29 protein-coding genes are annotated in these 22,582 nt (G+C 35.0%); 7 read left to right on the top strand and 22 right to left on the bottom strand.

What is annotated here, in order from left to right; all coding sequences use genetic code 11:
• Window positions 1–57 precede the first annotated feature (57 nt).
• The 6 genes from TY16_RS21700 to TY16_RS21735 form a co-directional block, all read right to left on the bottom strand.
• Window positions 58–558: a hypothetical protein gene (locus TY16_RS21700; RefSeq protein ID WP_043933839.1), complete on the bottom strand. Its 501-nt coding sequence runs from the start codon at window positions 556–558 to the stop codon at window positions 58–60.
• Window positions 559–815: 257 nt separating this feature from the next.
• On the bottom strand, window positions 816–1,343 hold the full coding sequence (locus TY16_RS21710; protein WP_043933841.1) for an RNA polymerase sigma factor: 528 nt from the start codon (window positions 1,341–1,343) through the stop codon (window positions 816–818).
• Window positions 1,344–1,770: 427 nt separating this feature from the next.
• On the bottom strand, window positions 1,771–2,910 hold the full coding sequence (locus TY16_RS21715) for a hypothetical protein (protein WP_043933842.1): 1,140 nt from the start codon (window positions 2,908–2,910) through the stop codon (window positions 1,771–1,773).
• Window positions 2,911–3,330: 420 nt separating this feature from the next.
• Window positions 3,331–3,732: a DUF7674 family protein gene (locus TY16_RS21725; RefSeq protein WP_043933844.1), complete on the bottom strand. Its 402-nt coding sequence runs from the start codon at window positions 3,730–3,732 to the stop codon at window positions 3,331–3,333.
• Between the two features lie 511 nt (window positions 3,733–4,243).
• Window positions 4,244–4,390: a hypothetical protein gene (locus TY16_RS26410; protein ID WP_155922304.1), complete on the bottom strand. Its 147-nt coding sequence runs from the start codon at window positions 4,388–4,390 to the stop codon at window positions 4,244–4,246.
• Window positions 4,391–4,522: 132 nt separating this feature from the next.
• A complete protein-coding gene (locus TY16_RS21735) occupies window positions 4,523–4,894 on the bottom strand; it encodes a hypothetical protein (RefSeq protein ID WP_043933846.1) in 372 nt (123 codons plus the stop codon).
• A 269-nt stretch (window positions 4,895–5,163) separates the two neighbouring features.
• On the opposite strand from TY16_RS21735, the gene TY16_RS21740 reads away from it, so the two are divergent.
• From TY16_RS21740 to TY16_RS21755, 4 genes are all read left to right on the top strand, one after another.
• Window positions 5,164–5,958 carry a DUF4362 domain-containing protein gene (locus tag TY16_RS21740; protein WP_043933847.1) on the top strand — a complete coding sequence of 265 codons (795 nt, stop codon included), beginning with the start codon at window positions 5,164–5,166 and terminating at the stop codon, window positions 5,956–5,958.
• Between the two features lie 253 nt (window positions 5,959–6,211).
• Entirely contained in the window at window positions 6,212–6,541 is a 330-nt protein-coding gene (locus tag TY16_RS21745; protein WP_043933848.1) for a DUF3889 domain-containing protein, read from the top strand.
• A 397-nt stretch (window positions 6,542–6,938) separates the two neighbouring features.
• Window positions 6,939–7,373, top strand: coding sequence for a DUF3888 domain-containing protein (locus tag TY16_RS21750; protein WP_043933849.1), 435 nt, complete (start codon window positions 6,939–6,941; stop codon window positions 7,371–7,373).
• 219 nt (window positions 7,374–7,592) lie between these two features.
• On the top strand, window positions 7,593–7,973 hold the full coding sequence (locus TY16_RS21755) for a hypothetical protein (RefSeq protein WP_052342824.1): 381 nt from the start codon (window positions 7,593–7,595) through the stop codon (window positions 7,971–7,973).
• 71 nt (window positions 7,974–8,044) lie between these two features.
• Here TY16_RS21755 and TY16_RS25435 read toward each other — a convergent pair whose 3' ends face one another.
• The 3 genes from TY16_RS25435 to TY16_RS21770 form a co-directional block, all read right to left on the bottom strand.
• Entirely contained in the window at window positions 8,045–8,863 is an 819-nt protein-coding gene (locus TY16_RS25435) for a DUF3888 domain-containing protein (RefSeq protein ID WP_052342825.1), read from the bottom strand.
• A gap of 258 nt (window positions 8,864–9,121) precedes the next feature.
• Window positions 9,122–9,394, bottom strand: a complete 273-nt coding sequence (locus TY16_RS21765; RefSeq protein WP_155922305.1) for a hypothetical protein — start codon at window positions 9,392–9,394, stop codon at window positions 9,122–9,124.
• Between the two features lie 56 nt (window positions 9,395–9,450).
• Window positions 9,451–9,669 (bottom strand): helix-turn-helix domain-containing protein, encoded by a 219-nt coding sequence (locus tag TY16_RS21770; protein WP_043933851.1) that lies wholly within the window; start codon window positions 9,667–9,669, stop codon window positions 9,451–9,453.
• Window positions 9,670–10,110: 441 nt separating this feature from the next.
• Here TY16_RS21770 and TY16_RS21775 point away from each other — a divergent pair, with 441 nt between their 5' ends.
• From TY16_RS21775 to TY16_RS21785, 3 genes are all read left to right on the top strand, one after another.
• Window positions 10,111–10,374, top strand: coding sequence for a hypothetical protein (locus TY16_RS21775; RefSeq protein ID WP_043933852.1), 264 nt, complete (start codon window positions 10,111–10,113; stop codon window positions 10,372–10,374).
• Between the two features lie 129 nt (window positions 10,375–10,503).
• Window positions 10,504–12,522, top strand: a complete 2,019-nt coding sequence (locus TY16_RS21780; protein WP_052342826.1) for a Mu transposase C-terminal domain-containing protein — start codon at window positions 10,504–10,506, stop codon at window positions 12,520–12,522.
• Between the two features lie 19 nt (window positions 12,523–12,541).
• On the top strand, window positions 12,542–13,441 hold the full coding sequence (locus TY16_RS21785) for an ATP-binding protein (protein ID WP_043933853.1): 900 nt from the start codon (window positions 12,542–12,544) through the stop codon (window positions 13,439–13,441).
• A 431-nt stretch (window positions 13,442–13,872) separates the two neighbouring features.
• Here the strand turns inward: TY16_RS21785 and TY16_RS21790 are convergent, their stop codons facing one another.
• The 13 genes from TY16_RS21790 to TY16_RS21845 form a co-directional block, all read right to left on the bottom strand.
• Window positions 13,873–14,166 (bottom strand): hypothetical protein, encoded by a 294-nt coding sequence (locus TY16_RS21790; protein ID WP_043933854.1) that lies wholly within the window; start codon window positions 14,164–14,166, stop codon window positions 13,873–13,875.
• 413 nt (window positions 14,167–14,579) lie between these two features.
• Window positions 14,580–14,918 (bottom strand): hypothetical protein, encoded by a 339-nt coding sequence (locus tag TY16_RS21795; protein WP_043933855.1) that lies wholly within the window; start codon window positions 14,916–14,918, stop codon window positions 14,580–14,582.
• Window positions 14,919–15,101: 183 nt separating this feature from the next.
• Window positions 15,102–15,329, bottom strand: coding sequence for a hypothetical protein (locus TY16_RS21800; protein ID WP_043933856.1), 228 nt, complete (start codon window positions 15,327–15,329; stop codon window positions 15,102–15,104).
• Window positions 15,330–15,407: 78 nt separating this feature from the next.
• Window positions 15,408–15,710, bottom strand: coding sequence for a hypothetical protein (locus TY16_RS27005; RefSeq protein ID WP_043933857.1), 303 nt, complete (start codon window positions 15,708–15,710; stop codon window positions 15,408–15,410).
• Window positions 15,711–15,819: 109 nt separating this feature from the next.
• Entirely contained in the window at window positions 15,820–16,746 is a 927-nt protein-coding gene (locus tag TY16_RS21810; RefSeq protein WP_043933858.1) for a DNA/RNA non-specific endonuclease, read from the bottom strand.
• 74 nt (window positions 16,747–16,820) lie between these two features.
• The gene (locus TY16_RS21815; protein ID WP_043933859.1) at window positions 16,821–17,009 is read right to left on the bottom strand and encodes a hypothetical protein; all 189 of its coding nucleotides are present in this window, start codon (window positions 17,007–17,009) and stop codon (window positions 16,821–16,823) included.
• 194 nt (window positions 17,010–17,203) lie between these two features.
• Window positions 17,204–18,124, bottom strand: coding sequence for an anti sigma factor C-terminal domain-containing protein (locus TY16_RS21820; RefSeq protein WP_043933860.1), 921 nt, complete (start codon window positions 18,122–18,124; stop codon window positions 17,204–17,206).
• Window positions 18,114–18,617, bottom strand: coding sequence for an RNA polymerase sigma factor (locus TY16_RS21825; protein ID WP_043933861.1), 504 nt, complete (start codon window positions 18,615–18,617; stop codon window positions 18,114–18,116). Before TY16_RS21825 ends, TY16_RS21820 begins: the two co-directional genes overlap by 11 nt.
• A gap of 579 nt (window positions 18,618–19,196) precedes the next feature.
• Window positions 19,197–19,979 carry a hypothetical protein gene (locus tag TY16_RS21830; RefSeq protein ID WP_043933862.1) on the bottom strand — a complete coding sequence of 261 codons (783 nt, stop codon included), beginning with the start codon at window positions 19,977–19,979 and terminating at the stop codon, window positions 19,197–19,199.
• A gap of 520 nt (window positions 19,980–20,499) precedes the next feature.
• The gene (locus tag TY16_RS21835) at window positions 20,500–20,955 is read right to left on the bottom strand and encodes a hypothetical protein (protein ID WP_043933863.1); all 456 of its coding nucleotides are present in this window, start codon (window positions 20,953–20,955) and stop codon (window positions 20,500–20,502) included.
• Between the two features lie 142 nt (window positions 20,956–21,097).
• Window positions 21,098–21,478 carry a hypothetical protein gene (locus TY16_RS21840; protein WP_052342827.1) on the bottom strand — a complete coding sequence of 127 codons (381 nt, stop codon included), beginning with the start codon at window positions 21,476–21,478 and terminating at the stop codon, window positions 21,098–21,100.
• A 184-nt stretch (window positions 21,479–21,662) separates the two neighbouring features.
• Window positions 21,663–21,791, bottom strand: coding sequence for a TraX family protein (locus tag TY16_RS25930; protein WP_081773069.1), 129 nt, complete (start codon window positions 21,789–21,791; stop codon window positions 21,663–21,665).
• Between the two features lie 126 nt (window positions 21,792–21,917).
• Entirely contained in the window at window positions 21,918–22,472 is a 555-nt protein-coding gene (locus tag TY16_RS21845; protein WP_231505663.1) for a hypothetical protein, read from the bottom strand.
• Window positions 22,473–22,582 lie beyond the last annotated feature (110 nt).

The following is a 22,582-nucleotide window of genomic DNA, read 5'->3' on the forward strand; positions in this document are numbered from 1 at the left end:
ACCCTTTTCCCCTTTTTTCTATTTTTATATTTCATAGCCGTTATCATCTTTCAATTCTTATTTTTCAGCTTCAAAGTTAAATAATTCAGCAAGTTGGATAAGTTCCTTGCTGTTTCCCTGCTTTTCTTCCGCTCCCGAATTTGATAAGTAATAAACATATTTCTCTGTCACAATAAACAACTGTACGACACCTATGTCAGTTGTCGGTTCATATAATACAGCCTTTTTGCCATTAATATTCATCTCGGTTATTTTAGAGCCATATAGTGGCGTGGTGCTTTTTGGTATTAAAACATCAATCATTTCATCGACCGATTTTTTTTCGTTATTAGTGTTATGGACAGATACAAAGCGGGTTGGTGAACTAGTTGGATACCATGCATAAGTTAAGATGGTTTCTTCTTTCCCCCCAAAGTAGCTTATACTAGGCGAAATGATAGGCTCCCCAATGATAGTTGGTATTTTTTTATGCGCATCCATCGGGTATATGACCTGTTCCATTCCTTTTTCCGTAAGAACAATTGTCTCTTTTCCATTAATCATTTCTTTTTTATACAACAATTCCTCTGTTTTGGAATTACCAGATAAAAATCCAGTTAATTGGGTTTCTGTGCTGATTCCTCCGAATAAAATGAAGATAATGCTTAGACTGAGACCTAAGGCACAAACATAGCCCAAACCTCTTTTTAGCTGAGATTTTATTTTGGTTTTTTTTTATATTAACAACCAATTTTTGTTTGACTAAGTTAGCTTTTTCCGGATTCCACTTCATATCTTGATCCAATCTCTGAAGGTCGCGGTCATATTTGTTTATTTCATTTGAAGAGTTCATATACATTACCCTCCTTTTTTAATTTTTTCCCTAGGGCAAGCATGCCCCTATGAAGAGTCGATTTGACCTTGCTTTCACTCCAATTTAATATTTCTGCGGTTTCTGCGATAGAAAAGCCTCTAAGCTTTCTGAGAGTGATAACTTCACGATGAGGACCTTTTAGTCCTGAGAGGGCTGCATAGATCTCGTTCGAACTTTCCTTTAACTGAAGTGCATTTTCAGGCAACTCTTCAATGTTTGCTTGGGTCTGAAAGTATTCTTTCAGAAATCTAAAAGGTTTTTGTTTTCGTAAATAGTCAATCGTTGTATTATGAGCAATCCTAAAAAGCCAAGTCTTTTCGCTAGAAGCCCGCGTAAAATTTCCATAATTCTTATAAGCTTTCAAAAAGGTCTCTTGGGTAAGGTCTTCAGCCTGCTGGTAATCTCGTGTTAGCATAAAGATATACTTAAAGATGGCTTGGTGATATAAATCAAACCATTCTATTATTTCGTCGTCCCTATAATCTGCCATTATTATTCCTCCTCATGAAACTACTTTATAGACGGTTTGATTGAAAAAAGGTTCTGGTTTTTTAAAATTATTTCCTTTTTTATAAGAGAAATGGTAAAACTCTCTAACTCTCCTCATCAACCCTAGTTAAGCATAAGTACGTAACTTTGCGATTTGAAATAAACATCTTAAAAATTATCGTAACATAAAACTCCATACCAGCTTGAAAAAATTACCTTAAATTCAAAATATCCTCATTTTCCTAATCGTTTGTTATCCAATTCATTTCTCAAACCAAAAAAGCACACGATAGGGGTTGCTCAATACCAATGTTTCTTTATTGAACCGTAAAAAAAAGACCCATCGGATATACCGATAGATCTTAATTTCTGCTTTAATCCAATAAGGGTATTCTCGTTGCGATCATTCTCTCTAAATATTAATTCCATCAAAAATATCCTCTTGAAACCATATTTTGCTTAAGCTCTTGCAATTCAATTATCTGCTGTCTATTTTTCTCGACTTCCTTCACTGTACTGGTGTATTCTAGCTGTTCTTCAAAACTAGCGATTAAATCGCTGTAAATATCATTAATAATATGACAATAATCTTGGTAATGATTACGCATGAAAGTCTTAATACCACGCTTAAAGTCACTTACAAGATTTCGATGGTTTGGCTCCAAACTAAAGTTTCCATTAGCGTCCGAATTAAGATCATAAAAACTAACGAACAGGTTATAAGGTAAGGACCGTACTACTTGTCCTTCCTCAGCTGTGTATTCAACTACTGAGTCCGTATATGATTTATTATGGTTCCTATCCTCACCACTAGCTTTTGCTCCGTCATAACTGGAAACGATTAAACGCACCGCAGAAAACTCGCCTTTTTTTAATAAACCATCATCGCTGACTAATGCCGGTCTTGGGATTAATAAATATATTTCTTCTCCCTTCGTTACGCCCAGCACAAAGTTACTCATATCCCAATAGAATTCATCCTGCCAACTTTCATATCTTTTGTCATTGATAAACGGTAAGCCATTCAATTTTTGAATGGATTGGTCTAGGTCCAATTGATTTGTATATGCCTCTAATCTTTTAACCACCGGTAATGATTTTATTTTATTCCTTCTAATAACCTCCTGTTTCGCCTCTATAATCTTGCTGCGATTAAATAAATAATAGATTGGATATATTATAGGAAACAGTAATAGGCAAGTTACGATAACAAACGGTCCTAATATCCATTTGGCGACATATTCGCCTGCTTTTGTTTCAAACAAAAAGGTACTACATAGCCCTAATACAATTACTATTATTAGCGACATCAGAATAAGAGCGCACAGAACCATCAACAATATAGAAAACAAGAACAGAATATATAATGGTGTGGCTTCTCCCTGGATTATACCCAAACGATCTAGCCAATCAATTAAGCCGATTTTGTCTACGATTGGTAAAATCTTATTCCACTGGCTCACAAGAAATAAGGTAGCCACAATTCCAATTAGACCCGCTATTCCTGTTTCCTTACCTTGTTTGTAACCAAGTAGACCATTTACAGCTACTAGAATGCCGCTCAACATAAAGGTGTTCCTCCTGATGTTCTTTATATTTACTTTTTTTCTTATGCAATAATCGTCCAAAAATAAATAAAGTTAAGTACCGCGGCACTTAACCCTGACAGCAATAATTTAAAAATAACTACCGCTTTATTTAAAGAATTTGTTAAAAACAGCAATACCTATATTCGATTCATACTCCCTTTTTCTATTGCCTCTTTCATTTCTTTTGTTTTTTGCCACTGAACCAAAACATCATTTCCTTTACAGTTCGGACACAACACATACATTTCGTCTATCGTTATAAATTCATGACCACAGTTTTGACATTTAAACGGAAGATTCATCATTTTAGCAGCCAACTTTCCTCTTTTACGTATTTTTTGGTTCTTTCCCTGTGAAATTTTTAATGAGCTATATTGACGCCAAAGGTAATACCCCACATTATGTGATTCTTTCTTTTTTGAGACCCTTTTCCCAAAACTCAATGTAATGATTCCACACATTGAGGGATTCCCCCAGTAAAAATGGTTTAATATCATAGTCATTTGTTCGGAGCTGTAAGTCCTCCAATAATCCTGCTATCGCTCTTTTTACATATTCATTGCCATTGAGCAACAGCAGTTCTAGGGCATTAAATATTGCTGGGAACTCAAGCGTATTATTATCTTTAAAAATTTTGACAAGATACGTGGCGAAATCATCCAATTGAACATTTAAATATATGTTATCACTATATTTTTCTCCAAGCTCAGTGGCTAGGAACGCTGTCCACCGTTCATTGTACGAGGGACAAGCCTTTAGTAGCAGTTCCATTACCTCAATTTTTTTAATTACTATTGACATTCTGAACCTCCTGATTAATTAGCCCATAAAGGCGGCATGTCTTAAAGCTAGTATCGTGTATTTAAAGTGCTAAATTTGACTCGAGCTCTCATTAAAAACCAATGGTTGAATGATCCTTTCGGAACTACTGAGGAAAAGGCTTTCTGTACCTCTATTGAACTATATTAACGTAAAATGCTCATGTCGTGAAAGACCTGAGCATTTTATCTGTTGATCAATATAAGCACCCGTTTGTTTACGTACATTTGTTCAAAAACTTATTACAGGAATGTTGCCCTGTTAATTGAATGAGGAAATTTATTTACCTAATCCATTGTTGATAAGATTAATTTCAAAATCCTCACAAACAACGTAATATAGGATTCCATCAGAGTCATCTAAGATAATCATTAAGTCTTCGTCACCAATTTGCGATTCAATTTTATATTTGTTTCTTTCAGCATCTGTCGCAAATCTAGGTGTGCTGGATGACATAAAGGCATTCATTGGACAATTTATATGGAAAACCTCTTTAAAAATTAATTTCCAAATTATGATAATATGCCAAATTTGGGCTTCCTATTAGTTTTAAATTATCTCCATCAAACTCGGTAAATCTATATTCGTCAATTCCGAATTCATTTATTTTAATTTGAAGTTCGATAAGTTTATTGTCCATATATCTATTCCTCCTTTTACAGTTAGTTTTGTTAAACTAACCTGCCCCGTTTGTTGAATAAAAAATTCAACAAAAAAGCGGCTATTCCTTCCTGAAACAACACACCCGTTGGGCTTAGGATTTTGAAGAATTTTATTTAACATATAAAGGAATTGTTTCGGATTTTTCGTCCCATTTTATTATTGCCTCGATCTCTGAATGTTCCTTTGCATTAGTACAACCAATAGGTAGAGTAAAAACTCCGTCTTTCTCTAATGGAACAGCCCCCTCAGAATTTGAAAGGCTATACTCTATGCTTTCTGGAAAAGATGTTTCTCCAATATATTTAATGTATCCAGTAGATTCACCACTAGGTTTTCCGCAATTTTCACCTGATTCTTTTACTTCATATTGTACCTTCCAATTGTCACTTTCTCCTGTAAATATAAGAGTTTTTTGTGAGCAAGAAGATAATAATGCAATACATAATAATAAAATAAAAAAACCTATTCTAGAAACAGCCATTCTATCGTCCTCCTCTTTCCATTATTATACATCGCCACTTAAGTTTTTAGAATTTTTTATGTATGTTTATTAAACTAACCTGCCACGTTTGTTTAATAAAGAATTCAACAAAAAGGGCAGTTAATCCTGCTGGATCACCGCACCCGTTTGTTTAGCGTTATGCTAATACAATAGGTCTATATTAGTTCCCCTAAAAATAAAATTTACAGTTACTAACTTTAATAAATCTGTTGATATTTGGAAACCATTCTATGGAGGAGGTGTCTTAGTTGAAAAGAACAACTGTTGGAATTATTTTTTTAACGGTCCTTTTTAGTACAGCTTTTGTATTCTTTAGCAATAAATCTAATATTAATGGTACATCTGTTAAAGCAAACGAACAAACTGACTTTGAACAAAAACTACAAAGAAGCGTTGAAAAAGGGCTTCAAGAATTTGATGTTGTTCATCAAGTTATGCCTTGGTATTATGAAACAATGGTTATATTTAATATTCAAACGACAATAAATGGCAACGACGCTGATTCAAAAAAGTTCGCAGGACAAATAAAAAACAAAGTTGATAATATACTTCTCTCAGAGAAAATAAAAACACATTACAAGCATTATTTCATAGCTATCTACAATGCAAATGGCGAAGACCTCGTTACTCGTTCCAAAGATGGTTCTTTTAAAATGGATATTAAAAATATCGGTACTATACAGACTGAAAAGTTGCCACAAGATTATACCCCAGACCAGGCACTTAAAAATGGAGATATATTAATGAAGGATAGAACCAAAAAGCAAAAGGAGAAAATTAAACAATTTAAACGGAATGTCATTGATGGAAAATCAGATTTTATACGATTTACTCAATTTACTTCCTCTGGTGCTGCTGTATTAACAGAGTACCATTTTAACGGGCAGATGATTTATTATCGGTACGACAGTTCAAGAGATAAATCAGGACAATGGAGAAAAGGGGAATCTGACATTTTTGAAGACTATTGTAAAGAACTTGTAACTGATTCGGAAATGTCATATATCACTCAATGTTATCAGAACGATACACTTGAGTTTTAAGCTATTTTCATATGGTATACGGTCACGACACTTGGAATCTATCCAGGTGTTTTTGTTTTTTTACAATACCCTGTTAAACTATCCTGCCCCGTTTGTTTAATTTGGAATTCAACAAAAAGGCGGTCACTCCTTCCTTGATCACCGCACCCGTTATTTGAAGAAGAACCGTCTTTGCTTTCAGGAATAATTCTTTCTACACATATTTTCTTCTAAAGAAGTAAAAAATATAAAAAATTACATAGAGGGATGTTAATTGAAAAGGTTGCTAATCTGCTTATTCATAATCAGTTCTAATATTTCTTTTCTACAAAATTTTAATCATACAACATATGCACAAAAACCTATTCCCCCATATGCTAAATGGGGTGAAATCGCCGTGCAAAAAACAAAAGAAAAGTATCCTCAAGCAAACGTTATTGATTATCTTCATATTGGAAGAGACCAAGGGGAAAATACTTCAGTAGAACGGTTCAAATTATGGTTAAAACTAAACAACAAAGAATTAGGCGTATTTCTCAGTATACTATTCGATAATAAAACGGAACAAATAATTGAGGTTAAATTCAGAGAAACAACACAGTAAATAACGAATTCCTTTTCAACTAACCTGCCGGTTGTTCAATAAGGAATTCAGTAAAAAAGGTGGTTAATCCTGCTCAATCAACGCACTTGTTAGACGATATGGAAGAAGGTCTGAAAGTTCTTTTTTAGCACTTTTAAACCCTTTTTGTTCATTCACTACAATTTCCCCTCCTTAGGATATTAGTACGTCCATCCATTTATAAATTTCTACTTCATCTATCTTATTATCTTTCCATTACTTACAGCTATTTAATGATCCTCTTAAACTCCCCTACCTGATAGCTTAATTTAATAAGGAATTTAACAAAAAGGTGCGGCATTTTATTCTAACGGGAGGCTAATTTTAATCAGTATAATTTTTTCGGCTTTTGGAATAATAACAAAAAAGGAGGACAATAATGAAGAAAATTCTAATCATTGCAATAGTGATTGTTTCTTTGACGGGATTTTATTATTCAGCCAATGCCGAGAAACCACAACAATATAGTGGGAAAGATACGACCCAGGTATTTGAGCATTATTTGTACTCACAATTCAACTTTCAAATTAATAAGGCAGTAAACGATCATTATACAGAGGACATTAGGAATGTTCAGTATCCCCCTCCAACCCAAAAGAGAGTTATGTTGCAACAATCGGAAAAGGGAGGGGAATTAAGCCACCCTTATGTGGTTGAATTTACTGTAAAACCATATAGCGAAAAAGGAAAGTTGTTAGGTACAGATACAATCAAATTTGGCATATCAACCCTCGACTTTCAAGAACCAGGTGAAAATATGTCCGCTGTAAAGTATGAAATGATTGATTACAAACACTCAGAACCGAGGAAATAAAACCAAAGCCCTTCTCCTATTTTGGAGAGGGGCTTATCACTATAACAGTTCCACTTATAACGAGGGATTTGATTACTCCCCCATAGCGGATATGTGCTTTTTTTAATTCAAATATTTCGGTATGCCCTATGCATAAATAATCCAACTTACCCCGTTAGGGCAAAATCTTCCTCATACTACCCTCTTAAAGGTACAGACTAATAATATGAGGTGAAGAAAGTGTCAATTATAAAAATATTTTTGTCCTTAGCTCTTTTAACGTATGCTCAACCCATTAAGTCATCTGCCCCCGAAATAATCAGCCTTTCTTCCAATTTCCCCAAAAAAGAAAACTGGGTTCAAATTCCGAATGGTACAAGGAGCATTACATTTGATGTACAAGCTAATAATACGGAAACCGTTTTGTTTTGGTTAATCCCAACGGGAACTGGTACCTGGAATCAGAGAAAGTTAATCGGTTACGATATAAAAACGGATGAAGAAGATAACACATTTACCTTAACTTGGAGCATTAATCGGTCATACCTTCACGATCATTTATATGTCCAAGCCATAGGAGAAGGTATTGAAAATGAAACACTTAACCTACATATGGAGTGATTTTATTGTTAAACTACCCTGCCCCTTTAGCTCAATAAGGGATTCATCAAAAAAGTGATGACCTAAACTTTTTACTTGGATCGCTCTATTATTATGTCTTTCCAATGCGGCGGAAGCTCATGTGTTTCAAGGTGTTCAAATTTCTTTAGTTTAATTTGACCTGGTTTGATGGTTGGTGAAATTTCAAAAATCAACCGGTCTTTTCCTACAGAAATATGTGGTCCAACTACTGGTGTAGTTTCTAATGTGATCAAAAAATGAAATGTACGGAAACCTCCAACTCTTTCTAAATTTACAATTTCAACCTGGTAAGGATAGACCGATGGAGTTTCAGTAAAATATTTAGAATAATAATCGCTAACCGCTTTGTCAATTTCCGGACCCAATAAAAGCATCAATATATCGTTTACCATTAATTCTTTCGTATCTTCGGGTGGTTTTGTTCTTTCATATTTCCATCCTGTCAGCAGCCAATCAAAAATTGGAACCGATTGCAATCGAACTTTTTGGTTATTCCGGGTAAGGATGACATCACCATCTGCCAGAGTGCAAAAAGTTGATTGGTTTTGAACATGGCAATTGTATGCAGGTTCTATTATTGCAACATCACCATTTTTCATTTTTACTTTTAGTAAGGCGATTGGTGTCATTTTATTAACTAATTCCGTTGGTTCTTTTACATTATCTGCGGTGTTTACCCAATCAACAACCTTCCTGATGACGAACTCTTCAATACCATCTTTTTCACTAAAATTACGCGAGCCCCCAGATAACCGGCTTATTTGAAGAGAAGCAACGTCATCTGATTTTATTAGGGTATTTGCATTTGCCTGAAGATTGGGGAGAAAACTCCCAGTAACCACTAGGATTAATATTAATAACTTCTTCATCCATAACTCACCACCTTACAGTGTCAAAAATAGTTTTATTATTTTTCCTCAAACAACAATATTAATGATTGACACTTTTTTGTAATAAAACAAAAAAGCACCTCTGAGGTACCGTGCTGAAGGTTTAACAAACTATTGAACCGGACGTAAATTTTTATAATATTTCACCGACTGGATATTCTTTAATCAATTCAATTCCTATTACCCTAAAAAAATCCCCTCCTAATTGGAAGGGATTTTTCTTAATGCCAATTGATATTAACTGCAGCCGCCAATAATCCATTTACGGAACTGTGGTACAGAGGTAAAAGCCCTCACTACCTCATTCTTGCCCAGTACATATATCTCCTTATCAAGATGGTTTAATTTAATGTCAAATTGTTTCGTTTTGGTGCGCATCTTTATTTCGCATGATGATTCATAGGTAAAGTGGATTGAAAGATGATGCTGAAGTTTTTCGATTTCCATCCGTAGCTGGGCAGATATAACTGTTTTTGATTTTTGTTTGCATATTATTTTTAATCGATCCATATTTTTAATCTGTCTATAATATGGAAATTTTAAACATTTGAATTTTAGGCTCGACTTCATCGTTTAAAAATGGCAGGCAAATCAGTCCTGTAAAAATCTTTCATATCAATATCAAGCGCTTCAGCCAATTTTGGCAAAAACTCCGGTTTTAACTTCCCCTTATCCTGTTCTAGCTTACTTAAATAATTTGCGGATACCCCTAGGCTTTCAGCAAGTTGCGGCAAAGTGATATTTTTTTGTACTCGTATGTAACGCATATTGCTTCCGAACGACATAATAAATATCTCCCTTTTGACATTTTTCACCAAACGGTGAATATTTTTAGAAAATATGTAAATAATGGAATTAACAGTTGAATTGCTAGAGTAAAATTAGTGTACCATTACCCAGATAGCGGTTTATGCCGAAATATGCGATTGGAGAGCAATTTTAATATGGTTTTGAAACCACTTGAAAAAATATTTAAAACTTCCTTTTTGATGGTTTTGAAACCAAGAGGAAAAATACGGTTTTATTTAATAAATCCTTCACAGGTATTTTTCCGCTTTAAAAAACGAGGAGTGACATTTATTTACTGAAAAAAACGTAGGGTTTTTCCTCCGATGTCATGCCTTTTACCAAGGCTTAGGCTGGGGTTTGCTTGGGAAGTTATTCCCTAGTACGACCAAGAAATTCCTTCTTATCTAAGCCGAAAATATATGAAAGGGGTGAATCAAATGAAAGACTTTGGTGAAGGTACAACCTTTACTTTCAACAACACTACATGGGAAATCGTTGGACAAATTTCAGACTATATGTTTCAGGTTCGGAATTTGACTAATCACACAGAAGAGCTCTTTATTCTTCATCCTCATCTCTCTAGTCGTAAAGATAACAAAATGAAAAGATATCGCCAGAATAAAAACCAGCTACATTCTCCTAGCGATAACCATTATTTAGTAAAGGAAAAGATAAGCTGCAGACTATGTGCACGGAAATGAATTGGATAGTTGGGTTGCAAAGGTTAAAGAAATTATGAGTAGGATGGAACACGATAGTATACGAAACAAACGGTAACCCGCTAGTGTGCCTTTCTTAACTTTAATGACACATATGTCGGAGGTGATTAGGTGAACAGAGTAGTACCAGGAGTTGGAGTAAAATTTCTACTACACAACAACATAGCTTATGAAATTGTCCAGGAACTCCCAAACAATAAATTCATTGTTAGGAATTTGTCATACGGCGGAGAGCAGACTATGCCTCTTGAAAAAATTCTGGAACATTATGATGAAGGCAATTTGAGGTTCCATGCTATGGGGAAGAACACGGTTGAGATTAATGAAGGGATTTATGGCGATAAATTTCCGGATTTAAGCCAATTGGACACGGATGAACGAAAACGCATTGTTGAAAAGTATGATGCCATCTATCCTTTATTACAATTAGACCGAGTAGGTAAAAAGGATATCGAGCAACGGGCTAAAGAGTTGCAGAAAGATGGTAAAAAAGGTTCTGTGGCATCCATTTACAGATGGATAAAAGATTATCAGGAGAGTGGAGGAAATTTCTTTTCACTTTCGTCAAATTACGATAACTGCGGCAAAAATCACAAGGATTTTTTTCCTGAAGTAGTTGAAGCCACTATCACAAATGTCATTCAAAAGTATTACATGCGTCGTGAGAAAGAAACTGTGACAGGACTTCAACGGCATATTCGTGGACTTATTGATGTTAAAAATAAAGCCAGGAAAAAAGAGGGATTAGAGCTGTATCCTATTCCTTCCGAAGCAACAGTACGCCGAAGAATTCACAAACTGGATTTGATTGAAGCTGCTAAAGCACGATATGGACACAGACACGCACATTCAAAGTATGGGCGTACGGTTTTGAAAAAAGACCCGGAATTTCCTTTAGAAAGAGTTGAATTCGATCATACCCGACTGGACCTTTTTGTTGTTGATGAGGAACGTCGATTGCCATTAGGGAGACCGTATTTATCTTACCTCATAGATTGTGCAACAAGGTATCCCCTTGGTTTTTATATCGGATTCGAAAATCCGTCTTTCACCTCTGTCATGTACGCTCTTAAACATGCAATATCGCCTAAAAATTATGTAAAAGGGCTTTTTCCTAACGTTGAAAATAACTGGTTAGCATATGGACTCCCCGAGGTTCTAGTGGTTGACAACGGGAAGGAATTCCACAGCAAATCACTTGATGATGTGTGCCTCCACTTGGGAATCGAGCTTTTTCATACAAAAGCCAGAAGACCGTGGGAGAAAGGCATAATAGAAAGGTCTTTTAGGACTATAAATTCAAAATTGCTGCACAAGTCACCTGGTACAAGCTTCTCAAATGTCATCGAACGGGACGATTATGATCCAAAGAAAAATGCCGTTATTTCTTTCGACGAGTTTATTGCGATTTTCCACAAATGGCTTCTGGATGAATATTGCAGGGAGCTTCACAAAGGAGTAGGAGCTGTGCCACAGAAACTCTGGGAAAGCAAGACAAGCGGAATAGTCAGACCATGTCTTTCCGCCTTTAAACCTGATTGGGAAATTATTTTAGGACTTTTAGGTCAAGGAACGATTCAAAGGTATGGCATCCGGTATAGCCACTTGGATTACGACTCGTCTGAACTTCATGGGTTAAAGTTAGCAGTCATTAAGGAATATGGGAACAACAAAACTGTTAAGTTCAAGATTAATCCGGATGATATATCAAGCATTCATGTGTATGATCCAATCAATAAAAAGTATATTCTTGTCCCTTGTACGGATCAGGAATATACCAAGGGGTTAAGGCTGTATACCCATCGGATGATTATTAAGCATTTGAATAAAGAACAAAGGGAAGTTGATATGTCAGCTCTAGCCCGTACAAGGTTAGAACTTCAGGAGATGATTGAGGCAGCGAGGGCATCAACCAAGACCCGTAAAACCGAAATGGCAGCCAGGGCTGATGGCATTGGAACGCAGGATCTTGTGACCGGAAAGAAGAAAAACAAAACGAATCATAAAGCCCTAAAGGAACAAACCAACGCGGTACCTTCAAATAAAAAGGAAAAACCAAGAAAGATTATCCCAATTAAAAACCCCTATCTCGTTGATGATGATGAATTTGATTCGTATGTGGCTGAATAATTTACTTAGGAGGTATAGTATGGACTATTCAAATTTGTCAAAACAGCAGAAGTGGGAACTTGTTCAAAAGATGCGCATTATTCATCCAGCTTTCAAGAGTGCGATTAAAATGATTGAAATGTGCCATAAAAGATCAAAAAAGTCTTTAGAACCAATGTCTGCTGTAATTACAGGTGAATCGGGTACTGGGAAAACAACCATTATCAAGCATTATGTCGAGCAGTACGATAAAGTTGATGTTGGTGATTATAAGACTACGAGGAGGATTCTAAGTGCTAGCATCCCTAGTCCTGCTTCCAAAGCATTTTTGGCAGAGGCGTTATTAAAGCAAATGGGAGATGCTTATTATTACACAGGCACTGTTGCAAATAAAATTGCCCGGCTCTCCCAATATATCACTAAAAATGGCATTGAGCTTATTATATTGGATGAATTCCAACACTTTATTAATGCCAAAAACAAGCGTATCAACTATGATACAGCAGACTGGTTTAAAAGTATTATTAACGCTGCTGGAATACCTGTCATCTTTTTTGGACTCCCTGATTGCAAGCAGGTATTGGTTGAAAATGAACAGCTCAGCCGCCGTGTTAAAAACCGATTGGATTTGTCACAGTTTGGTTATTCGACGCAAAAGGAAAGGCAAGCCTTCCAAAGGCTTCTTCATGAAATTGAGCGGAACCTGCCTTTTGAAGAAAGCTCAGGTTTTACTGACGAAGAGATGTGCCTGAGGATTTTTGATGCCTCTAAGGGATTAATGGATACAATCATGAATCTTGTTCGTGAAGCAGCATATCTTGCAATTGAAGATGGTGCACCCAAAATTGAATTAGAGCATTTAGCCACAGCTTTTAGCATGAATGGACACGTTAATAAAGCAGTTAATAATCCGTTTATTTATGAAGAATATGCCAGGTGAGCAGATTGGCAAAGACGATTTAATTCATCTGTCACCTACACACCGACGAAGTCGATGAAGAGAAAGTCAGACAGGCGTCGACATTGTAGTGGAAAGAGAGTCCGAGAAATAGTGAGGTGCTTTTCTAAAAAAATGCATCGAAATTACAGTCTTTTTTGACATTGCAAATGGCTATAGAAGAAAGCAAACCTCGCCACTAAAATGGCGAGGTTTCTTTGTTATAAATTAAACAGTCTTATTAAGCATTAGCAATAGTATGTTTAAGTACCCTTTTTCAGAAACTTCGTATTTTACAGTAATGCTGCTCCATATGTTTATGAGGCTCTTTAAGTTTAAAAAGAGCCACCAAAGCGTGGAATAGCGTCTTGTAGTACAAAAAAACATCACCCTTTAAGACTAATGTTCTGTACAAGAATGCTTTTTATGCTCTGTTATGCTCCGAACCCACGAATTCCAATTATGACTATTAACAATCCATAGCCTATAACCATTAGTGAAATTATTCCCATACCAACATATTTTAAGGAACCATTTTCGTTTGTTTTGACTCCTTTAACTCCTAACACAACACTTGTTATCCAAGATGCAAGCCCTGTGAATAAATAAGGGTTGAATATTCCATTACTTCCTAGAGAACTCAAGTAAAATAGCAAAATACCTACAATAGCTAAAATAAACGATAACAGACCATATTTTCCCTTCAAAGTAGCTTCAATCCTCTCCATTAGGTTATATACTCTTCACTGTATAATGCTGTTTTGGGTATTCCTCGGACGAACATATTCCATCCTATCTTAGGATTCCTATTACCCCCATCATTATTTTTTCACATAGAACAACTCCACAACTTTTTACAATATTATACATAAAAATTAGTGGTTCAATGTATATTTTTTACTCTACTACGAATCCTCTAAATACTATTTGTAGGTAAACAAATGGGTTCCCCTGCTATGAGAGAGATGTATTGCTCTAATGGGTAGGGTGCTGCTGTTAACTAATAAAGATAAGCATACATTGTATTCTCATCTTTGTTAATTATCCTTCTTCCACTATCCTGCCCCGTTTGTTCAATAAGGAAGTTAACAAAAAAATTACATGCTTTTTCAAGTGTAAGTGATGATGCTAATCAAGCTCCCTAGTCTCTTTGAAAATAAGTAGGTTCACTCATAAATCCTCTTACGGCTATTAAATCTTTATGTCCTTCTACTGCAAAAACGGTTTCTGTCTCCGTCCTCCCAATCTGCTTTCCTAGAGGGTAATCATCAATATAAATGAATGGGTTTACTGATTTAAATGAATGATTCTTAAAATACACGTAATGTAGGGCATATGGTTTGCCATCAATCATTTCCTCTCCGGCATTATACTCGATCTTATATTCGGGGAGCATTTGGAATCGGATGTAAAAGTAACTAGGGATTAACATACATATTAACAAAACAGATATAATCAGATACTTTATATTCTTACTCATTTCGTTCCCTCCCTTTTTTGACTGTCAAATAGACGGTCTAAAACTATAAATTATTTATGACTTATTTTCTTAACCTATCGACCAATACTTCAACCAACCTGCCCCGTTAGCGTAATAACAGTAGGCTTTGGAAACACCAACAAGCATCCGTTACTTAAACAGTCTTACGAAATTATAAAAGGACTAAACTCCCTTTTTGGTATAGTAAGCGAGTACAAAAGGAATTAAGGGAAAAATTACGATTAGCCTGACCCAATTCTCTCCACCAGCAAAATAAAGTGATGGTAATACAATTGAAATTCCACTGAATATTAATATTTTCCAAGATTTTTTCAATAAACTCACTATTAATGACAAGAACGAGGCAATAATTAAAAACCAAAAAATAAAGCCCACCCAATAGAACTCCATTTGTATTCCCCCTATATCTGTCTAAATAATTATATTCTGAAAGTAAATACAAATCCCTTCTTAAACAAACCTGTCCGGTTAGCTTAAGAAGAAACATAAAAATGGAGGTAACAACATTAATATTATTGAAATAGAAATTAGCCCTTTTGATACATTTGGAGAAAGTTTTTCTCGTCCTTTGCCTTTGTACCATCCACTAAACTGATATTTATTTCTATACAGTACAAATAATAAAAGCAGAATAGCCATAAGTCCCATCCAGCCAAAGGTGTCTATGTTTGTTCCTAATTTCGAATACACATAATTTATAAAGGCACTAAATATACCTCCGATAAATACAAATAAAAACACTATTCGTATTAACTCCAACAGTACCCTCATTAGTACCACTCTCCACATTTATCATTTTCCATATATTTCACCTTACGTTTCCAATTAAGGAGGAAAACGTTCTTTTGTTTATTTGTTTTGCCTCAAAGCTCTGGGGGGCTTACTCACCTACCAAACCGTCGTTATCACGATCGTCCATATACGGGTATAACCAATGATCGCTTGAAATTGGCATCTTAAAGCCCGCATCCTTTGCTTCTTTGATCGTCACCTGCCCATTGCCGTTTGTATCAACTCTGGAAATATCACCGTTTGATTCAACAGGTTCAGTTGATTCAACTGGTTCAGTATTTGTTAAACCGAGTGATTCGTTTACTTCGTCAGGGTTCACGTTGTCAAATGTATCAACAATCTTGTTACCCATTATCGTATACGTGTATTTATAATGTGATGGAATCTGTGTCTTTGTATTCGGATACGTGATAACTGCTTCAAAGTCAGCAGCGCCACCTGCTCTCCTGATCGAATCTTCCATATAAGCTTGATCGCCGTGTCGATTGAGTATGCTGTCTTGCGGGGTAATATTATAAGCATTTGATACCCCTCCGAGGGAATCAGCAATGATATGTCCTTCATCTAAATCGTCACTTTCAACACCCGAAACCTTTGCCTCGTCAGAATAGTATCTGCCAGACGATAATACAGGCTCGCTACTGTCATCTTGTAGGATGATTTCTTCAGCGATAACACGTACTAGTTGTCCGTATTCATTCGTGAATGCCCAATACTCGCGATCCCCAAAGCCAATGTCAACGACGACGTTAGGTTCACGATGCCCAGACAAATCTCCGCCATCAACTTCAATAAGGTTGTAGCCTGAAAACAGTTCATTATTTGGTTGGGTTGCCGTTTCTTCCGGAACCGTGGTGACAGTTTCTTCTTTTGCATTATTTTTATCTCTATCGGCTGCGATTGCATCTTGCGATCCTGTTTCTACAACTGTGGTGGGTGCATCTTCTACGTTGGTACAACCGACCATAAAGGTGATTGTTAAAAGTAAGAATAAAATGTTCATTTTCTTTTTCATTTTTGTACTCTCCTATCCTCAATTAAACTGCCCCGGTAGTTGAACTAGAAAAAGCCGCCTATTACGGCAGCCTATCAGTTAAATAAATTTAAAAAGAACATTAATAGAATGGATAATGAAATAAAACCAATCATAAAGTATCCGATATATTTTAATGGTTTTGGCAACTTGTTTATTTTATTATTAGCAGGATTACCAGCGTTTACCTCAATCTCGTTAAAATGGTCTATTACATCATTAAAAGGTTTGTTATCACCTTTCATACAACCACCCCTTTTCTAAATTATAACATTTTCAATCATCGGCACTGACTATTCTTTGTGTTTTTTTATTGAACTCCCGCCCCATTAGTTGATCAAAAAAAGCCGCCTGGTTCGGCAGCTGATTTTGAATATAAGTACCCGATTATTGAAGATCACTGTAAGGACTAATTCAACATTGCCCCTGAATTCTGCTATTAATACTTATCAATCGTTACACCTATCACAGAGGCTCTAATAATATCCAAGTTCAAAAATCTTTCCAATTCTTGAGGTGTCCCACTAATTACGGCTCCACTAATCGTTGTATTTTCGTTTGGCAAATCAGAGTATGAGTATGGATATTCTTCTGAAACTACAAAACCATAGGCATTATCCCCATTTAGGACTTTTATTGAATCAGAATCAGCATCTTGCATACCATTTATTTTTTCCATTTGCTTCTTCGTTTTTGAATTGACCCATAACCAATCAACATTCTTATATCCTAACACTTCTCCTAAATCACTTAGTGTCATCGGTTCATTAAAGGAAATAGCCACTTCAATTAACGTGTTTTCATCTAACCCTGTGGCAATATCCAACTCCTGTGGTAAAAAGTTATACCTTATATTGGGATAATAAAAGTCGATTATCCTTTCATTATTTAGTTGATTATACCTGACAACCCTTTTTGCATCTTCATCCATTTGATTTATTTCAGTCATTCCACTCCCACGATCTATTATTTCTACTTTCCCTATTGCAGGATACTTCTTCGTCTTTGTGTCCCAAACGAATTGTCTATTCCCTATTCGTTTATAATAGATGGTTTCACCCTCTACACTAAAAATATTGTAATGATACCTTGTACTGCGATTAGTAAATCCAGCCCCTTTTAAAAGTCTATCACTAACAAACTTTTGCTGCTGTTGGTTATCCGCTGCTTGTATCTTTTTATGTAGGAGATACTCTGTTCCAAGATGAATGGTGAAAATAAAAATAATTACTGTAACGATAGAAATAAGTGTGTATAACCCGAATTGTTTCCATCTTGTCTTTTTTACCGACCGTTGGAATAAAGAATCGCTTAAAAAATCTATTTCTGAGGTTTGATTAGAATTTCTTTTATCGTTCATAATGAGCCTCCTTAAAACATTTTAATAAACTTTTTCTAGCTCGAAATAGATTCGTTTTTACCGAACTCGTACTCATCCCCAGTAGTTGAGAAATTTCAGCATATGATAAATCAGACTCATATTTTAAAAGAAGAAGTTCTGAATAAAGTGGCTTCAAATTAATAAGTAATATACGAAATTCCTCTACACGCTCTTTGGCTAGAATAATAAGTTCGGGGAGTTCTTCGACTTGGTCCTCAATCATTTCTTCGTTTAAATTCAATATGTATTTTTTGTTTTTCCGGCATTGATCATAGTAATAATTCAATGCGACTCGAATTAACCAACTTCGTACTTTAGATGAACGAATAGTATCAGTATATTTGAGGTATTTGAATGCTGTTTCTTGCACTGCGTCTTGAGCATCCAGGTGAGGCACACCTTTTTTTATCAGGTACCGAAAAACAATATTAAGTTCTCTGTTTAGGATTTCATTATTTAATGGTTCTCCCATTCTCCCTCCCCCTATGTATGTAAGACGTTTAAGATTTAAAAAAGTTATCAAAGCTCAGTTGAAAAATATTCTATTCGGTATTTGCACCAGATAAATCAAAAATGAATACAGTGATATTACGATTCTCCATTTTAAAAGAATGGGGGGGAGAAAATGATTAACCATTTAATAGTTGAAGTGATTAGCGGTATTCTTGTAGCACTTTTTGTGAATTGGATAAATCGGTGAAGTAAAGGGAAAATTAGTTTCAACAGATCGCAAAAGTTTTAAGCGGTCTGCAAGTAAACATTAATAATTAAAAGTATTATTGAAAATACATAATTTATCAATCAAAAAAGCATCCCAACATCTCAAGTGGCATTTGAAATTGAAAGCTATTATGGCGCTATATTTAATCGTACAATCTTAATGACAATTATAAATTATGATGTCAATTGCTGTGTAAAGAAATGAAGAAACAAGGAAAAACCTTAATAAATAAGGAAATGACGTGTGCCAATTCACACGTCATTTTTATTGCCATTTATCAATAAAGCACCCGAAAAGGGAACCCTTTAAAGAATTAGAAAGGCTCTTTTATTAAAGTTGAACAGTTTCCCGTGAAAATTTTAATAAATCTCCTTCTATGTTGCTGGTTACTGTAAATTTTTCAGTTGCACTCCTATAAATAGCCTCGAACCTTTCTGCCTCTTCTGTTTCATCAAATGAAACAAGTTGAAGTTGATGTTCTTTAAGCGTTGCAGCTTTGGCTACATTTGCCCGCAGTGCTTTATGGTTTAATCCACGAACTTCCACCATTTTTACGTCTCCGTATTTTGCAGATAAATAAGTAAGCGACATCTTTATCATGTCCCATGAAGCATTTTGGGCAATTCCTAAAAGGAACCCATCCATAAAGGTACTGAATCCCTTTTCAATCGTAATTTTATTTTCGGAAACTATATGTACATCGTATTTTCCTTGATTAATATCTTTAATTATTTCTTCCATTTCTTCTGATGGGCATTCAATATATAAATAATTGTCGAAGTAAACCTCTTCTGTCCGGATGTTTTCGGTTATGGTTTCGTAATGTGAATCAAGGTAATCATTTATGTATCGGATATCATATTCTTTATCTCCCTGGTTGTCGATAGAAAGAAAGAGAAATACGTCTATAAAATGGTGATTATTATAGGAATTGATTTCTACCTTTATCCCATCATTTTTATCGTCCATTATTAAGTCTCTCAAATGTTTTTCCACTTGTTTAACGTTTTCTTCGGTAGCGTAAACACCAGTATGCCGCAACTTGCGTTCTATTTCGCTATAATCATCCCAATTCAAGTAAGCGTCAAATATATTGATCTGTAAAATATTCATCTTTAATCCCCCGAGTAGTCTTATCAAACATATATTAACAAACTAACGTAGTTGAATGGTAATTTATTTCTCCACCTTTCCTGGATGAATAACGAAATCTATACTCTTAATGATAGCTGGCAAGAATGAATGTAGAGAAGCGAATAAAGGAGAACAAGGTATAATACAACCGGTTAAATACAATCAGGTAGAAGAAGGTACACACTGGAGACTCAGGAGGAGCTCTGTCTACCCCCTCACTTCGAGATCTCAGGAAAAGCACGAAAAAAACGACCTGAAGAATTAACTAGTCGGTTTACTTGTGAGGTGCAAAACGTTAAATCGGAGACCTAACACAAAGCAAATAACATAAATTTCAGAACAAAAATCACAGTATTTTTCACAAACAATAAGGATTAGAGTAATTTTCAACTCTAAGCTTTTTTGTATTATCTTATTAAACATAAACACCCTATAGTTTAAGTACGTTTCTTCACAAACATTTTTCAGGAATGCTGCCCATTTTAGATTAAGGAGGTTATTAATATTGATGAAAACTTGTTTCAGGTGGGGTTACACTTTTAATAATAGCGATTTCTTTTTCCGTAGTATTAGGTACAAAGAATTCTGTTCCCCAGTGACCTGAATGGAAAATAGGCACTATACCTAAATCTAAATTAACTGTGAACCACTTGAAGTCCCCAAGATTATTCGTATAGTTTTTCAATAAATAATTTAAAAGTATTAAGTTCTTCTTCCCCTTAAAAATAGTGATATTTTCTTCTTTAAACGTTTTAAATTTACTTAAAGGGAGAGCTTTAATTTCTTTAATAGTTTCAACTTCTTCATTCCAACAATGAATTTCAACAGTGTCCGTTTTTTCTAAAAAGCAACTTATCAGCGGAACCCAATAATCGTAGTTTTCATTCAAAGGCTTTGGGAAGGCTGAATTATCAAGTGTATAAATTGGTATGTGAAAAGCTAAATTTTTTTGCAAAAAAATTCCCCTCTCTCACCAATATTATTGATTCTATTGTCTAACTAACCTGCTCCGTTAGCATAATAAGGAATTCAACAAAAAAGGCGGTTAATCCTTCCTGGATCAACGCACCTTTTAATTGAATAAGAACAGTCTATAATTAATTTGAGTCTTGTCCAACGATAACTTTCCAACCTGTTTTTTGTTTTTCAACAGGGAAAGTATATTCAGCTAAATTTCCATTATTAATTAGTTCAACAGTTGCCTCAAACTCAGTTCCACTAACTTTTTTAAGCTCTACTATTTTAGTATCAGTAATATCTTCGTCAATACTTGAATATTGCTCTTTTTGCTCGACTTTATCTGGAAATCTTATATCATCAGCGTATTTTACCATTGATGATATATCCTTTGTTTCCAAAGCCTCTAAATAACTTTTTACAAGGTTTGTAACTTCTTCATCGGTAGTTAACGTTGTATTAGTTGAGCAAGCAGCTAAAAATATAAACAATAGACTTCCCAAAACCATAAATTTTTTCATTTTATCCCCCCATTTTATGCAATTACACCTTTGTAAAATTATACCATTAACACTCGAACTATACTACCCTGTATGTTCTTTAAGGAATACAACAAAAAGACCGCTGATCCTTCGTGAACAAAACACTTATTACTTGAACAAAGGAGCTTCAAATTGATCGATAATATAAAACTATTTCAGCACATCATTGTATGTTCTTGCCAATAAAATAGAGAAGGATGATATGTATTGGATAGAAGAAGTAGAAGAAGTATTTAAACCCAAACCCTTTCTTGCCGTTATACAGCAATAATAATGGTAGAGCTAAAAGCATTAGCCACTGAAAATCTGCAAAATTTAATATGCTTCTTCAACTGCACCGTTAGCTTAATAAGGAATTCAACAAAAAAGGCGGCTAATCCTTCCTGGATTATCGCCTTTAATTGGACATTTTTTTACTTTATTCAACGGAATAGTCAATTGAGTTTGCTATCTGAACTAAGGTTTCAGGAGTAACCTTATCAGAAACTCTTTTACTAACACTAAAGATATATTGCCAATTATCTCTTTCAAAAACTAGTACATAAAAACCCGAGATATTCATATACTTTGCATTTTTTCCGTTCTTTAATTTGTAAACTTTTAAAACTTTTTCATCCTTTATGGTTATTTTATGTTTAACTGGCTTGACATCAATTTGATAATGGTTTTCTGGTGTTATATCACTTACAAATTCCACCTCAAAAGAGTCATTCAACTCACCGTCCAAATCACTAAATCTGCCAAAATGGTGAGTAAATGATAAAGGTGGAACTCTTAGCGGTAATTTTAGTTCTCGTTTAAAATGCTGCTCAAAATCCCTTTTAGCCTCATCAACACTTTTATATCCTATTTCAGGATATATTTTTTCATATAGATCGGGTTTGTTATTTTCACTTCCATAGACGGTTCCGATATTGGTCCCACAAACTAATACAGCCAATAAGAACAATAAAAAGGTAAATGTTATCCTCAAAGTTCTCATCCTAAATTTATATTTAGGTCTAGTTTGTACAAGTTTGTTACAAAAATCCTTATTCAACTAAACTGCCCCGTTTGTTTAATAAGGAATTCAGCAAAAAAGGC

It is taken from the genome of Bacillus sp. EB01 (assembly GCF_000613125.1).
In the GTDB taxonomy this organism is placed as follows: Bacteria; Bacillota; Bacilli; order Bacillales; family Cytobacillaceae; genus Bacillus_D.

What these genes read in the sequence shown, in the direction of transcription:
- TY16_RS21815 (WP_043933859.1), bottom strand. Translation starts at nt 17,009, where the DNA reads ATGAAAGGTGATAACAAACCTTTTAATGATGTAATAGACCATTTTAAC.
- TY16_RS26410 (WP_155922304.1), bottom strand. Translation starts at nt 4,390, where the DNA reads ATGGACAATAAACTTATCGAACTTCAAATTAAAATAAATGAATTCGGA.
- TY16_RS21790 (WP_043933854.1), bottom strand. Translation starts at nt 14,166, where the DNA reads ATGGAGAGGATTGAAGCTACTTTGAAGGGAAAATATGGTCTGTTATCG.
- TY16_RS21825 (WP_043933861.1), bottom strand. Translation starts at nt 18,617, where the DNA reads ATGGGAGAACCATTAAATAATGAAATCCTAAACAGAGAACTTAATATT.
- TY16_RS21735 (WP_043933846.1), bottom strand. Translation starts at nt 4,894, where the DNA reads ATGGCTGTTTCTAGAATAGGTTTTTTTATTTTATTATTATGTATTGCA.
- TY16_RS21765 (WP_155922305.1), bottom strand. Translation starts at nt 9,394, where the DNA reads ATGGATCGATTAAAAATAATATGCAAACAAAAATCAAAAACAGTTATA.
- TY16_RS21800 (WP_043933856.1), bottom strand. Translation starts at nt 15,329, where the DNA reads ATGGAGTTCTATTGGGTGGGCTTTATTTTTTGGTTTTTAATTATTGCC.
- TY16_RS21840 (WP_052342827.1), bottom strand. Translation starts at nt 21,478, where the DNA reads ATGAAAAAATTTATGGTTTTGGGAAGTCTATTGTTTATATTTTTAGCT.
- TY16_RS21810 (WP_043933858.1), bottom strand. Translation starts at nt 16,746, where the DNA reads ATGAAAAAGAAAATGAACATTTTATTCTTACTTTTAACAATCACCTTT.
- TY16_RS21715 (WP_043933842.1), bottom strand. Translation starts at nt 2,910, where the DNA reads ATGTTGAGCGGCATTCTAGTAGCTGTAAATGGTCTACTTGGTTACAAA.
- TY16_RS21785 (WP_043933853.1), top strand. Translation starts at nt 12,542, where the DNA reads ATGGACTATTCAAATTTGTCAAAACAGCAGAAGTGGGAACTTGTTCAA.
- TY16_RS21830 (WP_043933862.1), bottom strand. Translation starts at nt 19,979, where the DNA reads ATGAATATTTTACAGATCAATATATTTGACGCTTACTTGAATTGGGAT.
- TY16_RS21775 (WP_043933852.1), top strand. Translation starts at nt 10,111, where the DNA reads ATGAAAGACTTTGGTGAAGGTACAACCTTTACTTTCAACAACACTACA.
- TY16_RS21795 (WP_043933855.1), bottom strand. Translation starts at nt 14,918, where the DNA reads ATGAGTAAGAATATAAAGTATCTGATTATATCTGTTTTGTTAATATGT.
- TY16_RS21770 (WP_043933851.1), bottom strand. Translation starts at nt 9,669, where the DNA reads ATGTCGTTCGGAAGCAATATGCGTTACATACGAGTACAAAAAAATATC.
- TY16_RS21710 (WP_043933841.1), bottom strand. Translation starts at nt 1,343, where the DNA reads ATGGCAGATTATAGGGACGACGAAATAATAGAATGGTTTGATTTATAT.
- TY16_RS27005 (WP_043933857.1), bottom strand. Translation starts at nt 15,710, where the DNA reads ATGAGGGTACTGTTGGAGTTAATACGAATAGTGTTTTTATTTGTATTT.
- TY16_RS21725 (WP_043933844.1), bottom strand. Translation starts at nt 3,732, where the DNA reads ATGTCAATAGTAATTAAAAAAATTGAGGTAATGGAACTGCTACTAAAG.
- TY16_RS25435 (WP_052342825.1), bottom strand. Translation starts at nt 8,863, where the DNA reads ATGAAGAAGTTATTAATATTAATCCTAGTGGTTACTGGGAGTTTTCTC.
- TY16_RS21750 (WP_043933849.1), top strand. Translation starts at nt 6,939, where the DNA reads ATGAAGAAAATTCTAATCATTGCAATAGTGATTGTTTCTTTGACGGGA.
- TY16_RS25930 (WP_081773069.1), bottom strand. Translation starts at nt 21,791, where the DNA reads ATGCTTTTAGCTCTACCATTATTATTGCTGTATAACGGCAAGAAAGGG.
- TY16_RS21820 (WP_043933860.1), bottom strand. Translation starts at nt 18,124, where the DNA reads ATGAACGATAAAAGAAATTCTAATCAAACCTCAGAAATAGATTTTTTA.